The 7,141-nt window shown below is 46.7% G+C and carries 6 protein-coding genes and 1 pseudogene; all 7 read left to right on the top strand.

Annotated features, from left to right (window positions below; genetic code table 11):
- Positions 1–633, top strand: a pseudogene (locus IQ260_RS24735) (RHS repeat-associated core domain-containing protein); the annotation flags it as partial.
- A 21-nt stretch (positions 634–654) separates the two neighbouring features.
- Positions 655–1,380, top strand: a complete 726-nt coding sequence (locus IQ260_RS24730) for a hypothetical protein (RefSeq protein WP_193995747.1) — start codon at positions 655–657, stop codon at positions 1,378–1,380.
- Between the two features lie 121 nt (positions 1,381–1,501).
- Positions 1,502–2,014, top strand: coding sequence for an RHS repeat-associated core domain-containing protein (locus IQ260_RS24725; protein ID WP_193995746.1), 513 nt, complete (start codon positions 1,502–1,504; stop codon positions 2,012–2,014).
- Positions 2,011–3,108, top strand: a complete 1,098-nt coding sequence (locus IQ260_RS24720; protein WP_193995745.1) for a hypothetical protein — start codon at positions 2,011–2,013, stop codon at positions 3,106–3,108. The genes IQ260_RS24725 and IQ260_RS24720 overlap by 4 nt, the downstream gene beginning before the upstream one ends.
- A 705-nt stretch (positions 3,109–3,813) precedes the next feature.
- Positions 3,814–4,368 carry an RNA polymerase sigma factor gene (locus IQ260_RS24715; RefSeq protein WP_193995743.1) on the top strand — a complete coding sequence of 185 codons (555 nt, stop codon included), beginning with the start codon at positions 3,814–3,816 and terminating at the stop codon, positions 4,366–4,368.
- A gap of 45 nt (positions 4,369–4,413) precedes the next feature.
- Positions 4,414–5,487 (top strand): FecR family protein, encoded by a 1,074-nt coding sequence (locus IQ260_RS24710; RefSeq protein WP_193995742.1) that lies wholly within the window; start codon positions 4,414–4,416, stop codon positions 5,485–5,487.
- Positions 5,488–5,804: 317 nt separating this feature from the next.
- On the top strand, positions 5,805–7,141 hold a 1,337-nt coding region (locus IQ260_RS24705), incomplete at its 3' end, for a TonB-dependent receptor (RefSeq protein ID WP_193995741.1).

Genomic DNA, 7,141 nt, shown 5'->3' with positions numbered 1-7,141 from the left:
GGCTTTCCGTTCCGGTTCACCGGTCAGAAACTGGATACGGAGACGGGGCTCTATTATTACAAGGCCCGTTACTACGACCCGTAGACCGGCAGGTTTTTGCAGACCGACCCGATTGGTTATGCCGATCAGCAAAATCTCTATGCTTACGCATATAACGACCCAATTAATTTCTCAGATCCAGCAGGGAAAAATGGTGCTGCTCAAGCTTGCAAAGCTGGTGCAACTTACGGGTCAAGAGTATGCGTTGCAGGGCCTAAAGCATGTGCCGCTGGCGTCGTAGCTGGGTGCGCCGCAGGCGCAGCGGCTGTTTTGGTTCCGTTAGCCATCGCTGAAGCTATTGAGCTATATAATAATAGTCAGGAGGATGAGGTATTTGATAAGCATCCAGGGGGTGAGAGAATAGAAGGTGACCTTCCCTCATCCGAGGAAATCAGTGACAGCGAGTTGGATAAAGCAATCGAAGAATTGGAGAATAGTTTAGGGGAACGCCATGCGGATCAAGAGCGGCATCCAAAGGGTAATCCGAATGGATCTGAAGAAGAACAGGAGCAACATGATCGCCATCAAGGACATCAAGAGCGTATAGATCGCGAAAATGAACTCCTGGAAGAATTAATCGAACGTCGAGGTTGAAGTAAATAGTGTGGTGATCGAATGATAGAATCTAACGGAGATAAAGGTTACGCGAAAATTGTCGATGAAAGATTTGGCTATGATCCGTTTGAAGTCTTAGAATCGGGTAACCAGGAACTTACTCCAAAAGGAAAAAATGCCTTTTGGGATGCTATCTCGGCATTCAAATTTCGTGGTCCCGAACCATTAATTCGGATGTTGAATTCAGGTAAAAAATATGTGGTGATAAGAGCTTTGCAGGTGTTTTCAGAACTAGGGCATCCTGGTGTTGTTCTTGTTGACATGGCTATCGAGCGAATCGATTTGGATGATGCGGCAGCAAAATATTATATCTTGGATGGTGCTCTATCACATTTGGGTAGTTTATCTGATCGGCAAATTGCTAGGTTATTGAGCTTATCAGAAGAAAGTTACGCTAATTTGCGTAAGCGATACATCACTCTGCTGACGCTTTTAGAAACGTCTACTATTAGAAATGCGCTTCCCTTTCTTGATAAAAAGAAAGACCTTCAGTTTCATGAAAAAGGGGTGCAGCTTCTGGAAAATGCACCTTCGATAGAAGTGTTACTACACCAAGCCAAAAGTGAAAGTAAAATTTTGTCTGCTTATGCGTATGCTGCACTATTAAACTTAATAAATACTGACGTTGTGAATGATCTTCCCGCTACTTTTGGTGGTGGTGAAGAGCATGACTTTCTAAGGTTTAAATTAGCTCAGCGGCAAAAAAAGACCCGATCTCGATCTTGAAACAGGTTTTATAAGAGTAAAGTACTATATTCTGAGCTCGAGTCCGTTGAAAACATAGCTTGCCTTAGAACTAAAGTAATCCGCGTGCAGCCTGCCGGGGAGTGTTGATGAAGCGTTCCTGATGATCGACTACACGCTCGATAGTGCGTGTGCGAACACAAACTATGCGACGTGTGAGCGTTGGGCCCACCAGGACCGGCTGGGCAGCGTGATTGCGCTTTCAAGCAGCGCCGGGGCCGTGGCGGCGGGAGACAAGTTCACCTATTCCCCCTATGGCGTCAGCGGCGCGGAAGGCGACGGCGGCTTTCCGTTCCGGTTCACCGGTCAGAAACTGGATGCGGAGACGGGGCTCTATTATTACAAGGCCCGTTACTACGACCCGGAGACCGGCAGGTTCCTGCAGACCGATCCGATTGGCTATGCCGATCAGCAAAATCTCTATGCTTACGCATATAACGACCCAATTAATTTCTCAGATCCAACGGGTCTACGTCATAGTTATAAAGAGCTTGAACGATTAAGAGAATATGAAGAGACATGTCAAACATGTCACGTAGGTGAGCTGACTGAAACTGTAACAATACCTTATAGAGCGACTGAAGACGAGCAACCAGATGAAGAAGATAGGTTATGACAATAAATATTAACATGCGAAGTATAAAGACTACTAAGAATATTTTACTCTGTGTTGTTGCCTTCCTTATGGCATCGTGCTCGCAAGTTCATACTAAGGTTTCAAACGATTCAGAGAGACTGCTTGCTTTAGAGATGCTAGAACTAGAAAATCAATACAAGGAGGTACCTCCTCAATCATCTAAACTTCTAAATGCAATATTAAATGAGGGGGTAGCCGTACTTGGAAAAAAAGCAACTGAACCTGAGACTGCTGAAGAGGCAATTGCTGCGGCGATAATGGTGTCTCGTGTGCTGGCTCAAAATAACTTTTTTCAGCCTATTAAATACGAGGATACGCCTTACACGCTTGGACAGGCATTGGCACCTAAAAACTTATTGGACGAAGAGATCGATGCTATTCTAGCTTTCGAAGCCAACAATATTCGTAAGCAGTATTACGATTCTACCAAACCAATTTATTTAGTCGATTGTGACATGGCATCACTTATAATGTTCAGTATTTTCGAAAGATTAGGCTGGGACACTCGTTTGGTGAAGGCGCCAATGCACATGTTTTTAAGGTGGCATCTACCTAACGGAAGTACAGTAAATTGGGATTGGAGTAACTGGAACTCATTTGAAGATGAAGATTATTTTCTTGCGTATGGCGCAACTGCAGAAGAGCAAAGAAAACAGGGAACATACCTTCAAAGTCTTTCAAAAAATGAAACAAGAGGGAATTTCATTGGGCTTATCGGATCCAGTTTAGATAATAAAGAAAAGTCCAGGGCGCTCATGGAAAAATCGATTAAGCTTGCGCCCAATAACCCAACAAACTTAAATAACTTAGCATGGCTGTATGCGACTGATCCAGATTTTTCGATTGAGTATAGTGAGGTGGCTATAATGCTTGCTCACAGGTCAGTAGCTGCTGATATTTCTTATATGAATCGTTTAGGAACATTGGCCTGTGCTTACGCGGCAGATGGTAATTGGAATTTGGCTATCGGTATAAAAAAAGGCCTTATAGAAAGGCATCGGTCAACAATACATTTTGAAAATTATCAGAAAAATCTAAAACGTATAGAGCAAAAAAAACTGTGTGAGTATTAATTGTAAGCGTGATGAATTTATAAAACCTTGTATTTTTGATTGGCTAGTGTGCCGTATTACCTATGACGTAGAGAATGTATTGCGCACGGCGTCAGGTTTGTCGTCCGGAACGGCGACGTATTGCTACTAGATGGGCGGGGTGCTGCGGGAGAAGAGCTATAGCGGTATGGCAAGTGAATTTTATTACGACTCCAACCCGTTGATGTTTGGCATAGATGAGGGGCGCTGGCGCAGGAGGTTGCGGAGTACTCCGGTGGAACCATCGACCGGCGCTATGTGCGTCTGCCGGGCCCCGTGCGCGAAGGCGCGCTGATTATAATTTGACCGCCTTCGCGGTCGGGTTTAGCACGCAGCACAATAATGTAAATTGTATAGTAATGAATAAGTGGTTTAGCATGGTATATGCGTAGCCTATATTGAAAGAACATTTTGCTGATTAATATGAGACGATAAGCATTGCTATGCAATGTGATGCTCTAGTCTTCAGCCCAAGGTCCAATGTGGATGGTATTGCGCATAGTCAGCTAAATAGTACTTCCAGGTTTGTTGGAAATTAGATGAAACTCCGCATCTGTTAAGAGTGTTGAGCGCCAGAATTCCACTACGCGAAATCAAAAAAATGCATCGGTTTAAGTTTATGTTCAGCTAGTGTTGCAGGGTTACGCCTTTCAGGGCTTTGGTTGATCAGTTAATCTAAGTCACAATATGGTGCGGAAAAATAATAATATTACTGGGCTGGAGCAGGCTTTTCTTGAGTGCCAAAAAAGCCTGGAACGCTATGTACGCCGCATAATTGGCAATCGAGATGGCGCAGAAGATATCGTTCAGGAAGCCTTCGTAAATGCTCATGCGGCAGCTGAGCATACGAAAATTGATCACCCGACCAGCTATCTGTTTACTACGGCAAAAAGGCTAGTCATTCGAGACCGGACACGATTGTCGACAATTCTCACGGATTACATAGAGGATTATTCCGGTCCAGCGCTCAGTAGTAGTGACGGTGACGGATTTGAAAAACTGGCGGCGCGCGAGGAATTGCGCGAGCTTGCGCAGGCGCTGGAGGCGATGTCAACGCCATGCCGCAAGGTCATGTTGCTCCGCATGTTTTATGGCATGCCTCAACGTGAAATCGCGAAAACGCTTGGCATATCGGAAAGCACAACAGAAAAGCATATAGCGAAAGGCTTTTCCATTTGTGAGGCTCGATTTCGGCGAAAAGGGATCGCAAGATCCAGAAAAAGAAAAAAGAGTAGGTTATAGTAAATGAGTTTCACTACCATGGCTGGCGAATGAGTCGGTGTTAAAATGAACGATGTAATCAAGTTTCCTGAACAGACGCCGGAGACCCGCGCCGCTATTGAGTGGGCCGCGCGGCTTGACCGTGGCAAGTTGAGCAAAGAGGAAAGCCTGGAACTTCAAAAGTGGCTTGAGGGAAGGCAAGACCGACATGATGAACTGATCCGGGTCGTCGAGATGTGGGACGATTTTCGGTCATTGCTTGCTAATAGCGATATTGAGGCTGATGAGCATTTCGCGGCTGAGTTATCTGAAATTTCCGAAATTTCTGAGAACTCCAAACGACGAGGTATGTTCCGAACGGGTGCTGCTGTTGCTGCGTCTGTCGGTGTTCTGATTGCTGCGTCGGCGGTCAGCGTCGATCATTTCAACTACCGTCAATACACTGCGCAAAATGCTACATACTCAACCATGATTGGTGAGCAGAGGGAAATTGCATTACCCGATCAATCTGTTGTGGTTCTCAACACCTCCAGCAGTATGGTTGTTCAATATAAGAGGGGCGTTCGAGAAATCACACTCTTATCGGGTGAGGCGCATTTCAACGTTGCGCATAAGCGAAACAATGCCTTTCTGGTAAAGGCGGGTAACGGATCGGTACGCGCCGTGGGGACGGCATTTTCGGTTAAATACGACAAAAGCGAGATAGAGGTATTGGTTTCGGATGGCGACATTGTCGTCGACCTCCTGGATTCGCCTGACATATTTGTAAATGTAAGTGCTGATACGCCCGAATTGCAAAAAGCGCGAACAGCTGAAGCTTCAGTAGGCGATCGCGTGGTGTTTGGTGAAAAGATTAGGTCTGTTACCCGGATTGAGCCTGATCGACTGGAAACAGAATTGTTTTGGCGCAATGGCGTGCTCGCATTTGAAGATCAGCCGCTCCACGAAGTTATTGGGGAAGTTTCCAGATATACAGAATTTGAAATTGCGATCGTTGACGCAAATGTCCGTGATTTAAGGGTCGGCGGGTATTTTCCCGTTGGAAAACTTGAATCCATTTTCGATTCTTTGCGCGATGGATTTGGATTGTCTGTGGAGGAAGTTGATGAGGGAGTCTTTCACATCAGCCAAGACGTATAATGATTATTATATTGAACCCGATTCATCAGCTTCCGAAAAAATACTTTAAGGTTTTAAAAAAAATGATGGAGGAAAATTGTTTGCCGTTGCTCTCACTAGATAAGGCTGTCGGAACATGAACCAAGAAGCGCCTAACGGCTGAGGGGAATGTCGTGCAGCTGACACTTGCAAGGGGGGCGAAGGTATACGTAAGTATCGTTTGCGTCATAATTGTTTCGGGCTTTATGTCCGTACAGGCAGCGCATGCGAGTGAGGCTCATACGACTGAGGTTGAGGTTAGTTTCAAGGTTGACCGACAAAGGGCGTCGGAAGGCATTTTGGAATTTGCCGAACAAGCTCAGGTCAGCGTCTTGTTTGAACGTAAACTGGTTGGGCCGCATTACACGAATGAAGTCCGAGGTGATTACTCCGTTGAAGATGCGCTGCTTGTGCTTTTGACAGAGACTGGCCTCAAAGGACGGCTTACGGAAACCGGCACCCTTATAATTGGACGTTGTGAAAACTGCGTCGACGTTGAGGGAAATAACGGCATGAAAACCAACAATAAGCGGGGAACTCTGAGAGCTGCGCTTCTAACCAGTGCGGCGGCGTTCGCAAGCATCTTGCCTTCCGGCGCTAGCGCTCAAGATGCAGCAGCGGCAACATCTACGGAAGACATACTGATCGTTACAGGCGTACGGGGTGAGCCTAGGTCAGTCATAGACAGCCCGATACCTATTGATGTGTTCTCCTCGGAAATGTTGGAACGAATACCGGGAACCGGCGGACTGTTTGAACAATTGCGATACAATGTTCCTTCGCTGAATTTACCGCAACGCGCTGGCGGCGGGACGGCCACGTTCATCGCATCAGCAGGTTTGCGTGCGCTGAACCCAGACCAAACACTGGTGCTGGTAAACGGTAAACGTCGTCATAAGACATCTCTCATTAACACCAGCACAGGCTTGTTTAGCGGGTCAGCCGGTGTTGATTTGAACATGATCCCCAATTCTGCAATCGACCGGGTTGAGGTTCTACGGGACGGCGCGGCAGCTCAGTATGGCTCTGACGCCATTGCTGGCGTGGTCAACATCATTTTGAAAGAGGCGCCTGAAGGCGGCTTCTTAACTGCGACACGCGGCCAGAATTTCGACCGCAATGACGGTGAGTTTTTTAACTTCGGCGCCAATGGCGGTTTTGCTCTTGGCGATAATGGCTTTGTTAATGTGTCGTTTGATTATCGGCAGAATGAAGGCTCTGAGCGCGCAAGCCCTGTGCCCATTCCGACAGAGCCCGGCGCTTCCTTCCGGTTCTTCCCGGACGTTGATAATATGGACGGTACATTTTCGGTTGATCCGCGAGAGGCTCTGGTCAATCGAACGGTGCGTAACTTCGGTGAGTATCCGTCTGAGCGATACTCATTTGCAATAAATGCAGCCTATGATTTTGGCGACGTAGAGGCTTATAGCTTTGCAACCTATACAGACCGGTCTTCAACGCTGTTCTTTACCTTTCGCCGTCCACGCGATGGCCGCAACAATGGCGAAATATTCCCCAACGGATTTATTCCTGAAGAAGAAATCCGCGAAGATGATTTTGAAGTCGTTGCCGGACTACGCGGCACGACCGCCGGGTTCGATTGGGATCTTTCTGGCGGTTATGGACGCAACATTGC

Origin of the sequence: Leptolyngbya cf. ectocarpi LEGE 11479, from assembly GCF_015207065.1 — a bacterium.
GTDB classification, from domain to species: Bacteria; Cyanobacteriota; Cyanobacteriia; order Phormidesmidales; family Phormidesmidaceae; genus Leptothoe; species Leptothoe ectocarpi.
Note: the sequence above shows the minus strand (reverse complement) of the source record. Positions and strands in the feature narration are given on the sequence as shown.

Bases quoted from the DNA above. Each gene is read 5' to 3' on its own strand.
- IQ260_RS24730 (WP_193995747.1), top strand. From the start codon at position 655: ATGATAGAATCTAACGGAGATAAAGGTTACGCGAAAATTGTCGATGAA.
- IQ260_RS24725 (WP_193995746.1), top strand. From the start codon at position 1,502: ATGATCGACTACACGCTCGATAGTGCGTGTGCGAACACAAACTATGCG.
- IQ260_RS24720 (WP_193995745.1), top strand. From the start codon at position 2,011: ATGACAATAAATATTAACATGCGAAGTATAAAGACTACTAAGAATATT.
- IQ260_RS24715 (WP_193995743.1), top strand. From the start codon at position 3,814: ATGGTGCGGAAAAATAATAATATTACTGGGCTGGAGCAGGCTTTTCTT.
- IQ260_RS24710 (WP_193995742.1), top strand. From the start codon at position 4,414: ATGAACGATGTAATCAAGTTTCCTGAACAGACGCCGGAGACCCGCGCC.